This is a genomic window from Fructilactobacillus sp. X8R4C1 (assembly GCF_059900905.1).
The window spans coordinates 1-276 of the sequence record NZ_JBWXVJ010000009.1 but is presented as its reverse complement, the minus strand read 5'-3'; the positions used below and the strand labels follow the sequence as shown (position 1 = coordinate 276).

Genomic DNA, 276 nt, shown 5'->3' with positions numbered 1-276 from the left:
CGATATACCCAAGGTGTACACCCTAGCTTCAATAAACAAAAAGCAGAGCAGACATTAAGCAGCACCAACATCAAGCTCTCTTCGACTATCAAGCAGCTTTCTAAGGGAATGAAAGTACAACTTCACCTTGCGATCATCATCGCGACTGACACTCAAGTGTTGATCTTAGATGAGCCTACACTTGGCCTAGATTTGCTGTACCGCGATACTTTTTATCGCCACCTTTTAGAGTGGTTCCACGATGGCGATCGCGCCATGATCATTGTTAGCCATGAG

Annotated in this window: 1 protein-coding gene; it reads left to right on the top strand. The window is 45.3% G+C overall.

The genetic code is table 11. The features are described 5' to 3' along the window. Positions 1 to 276 (top strand): ATP-binding cassette domain-containing protein (locus AC6UDA_RS06945; protein ID WP_500711449.1); only part of this gene is annotated, 276 nt, incomplete at both ends.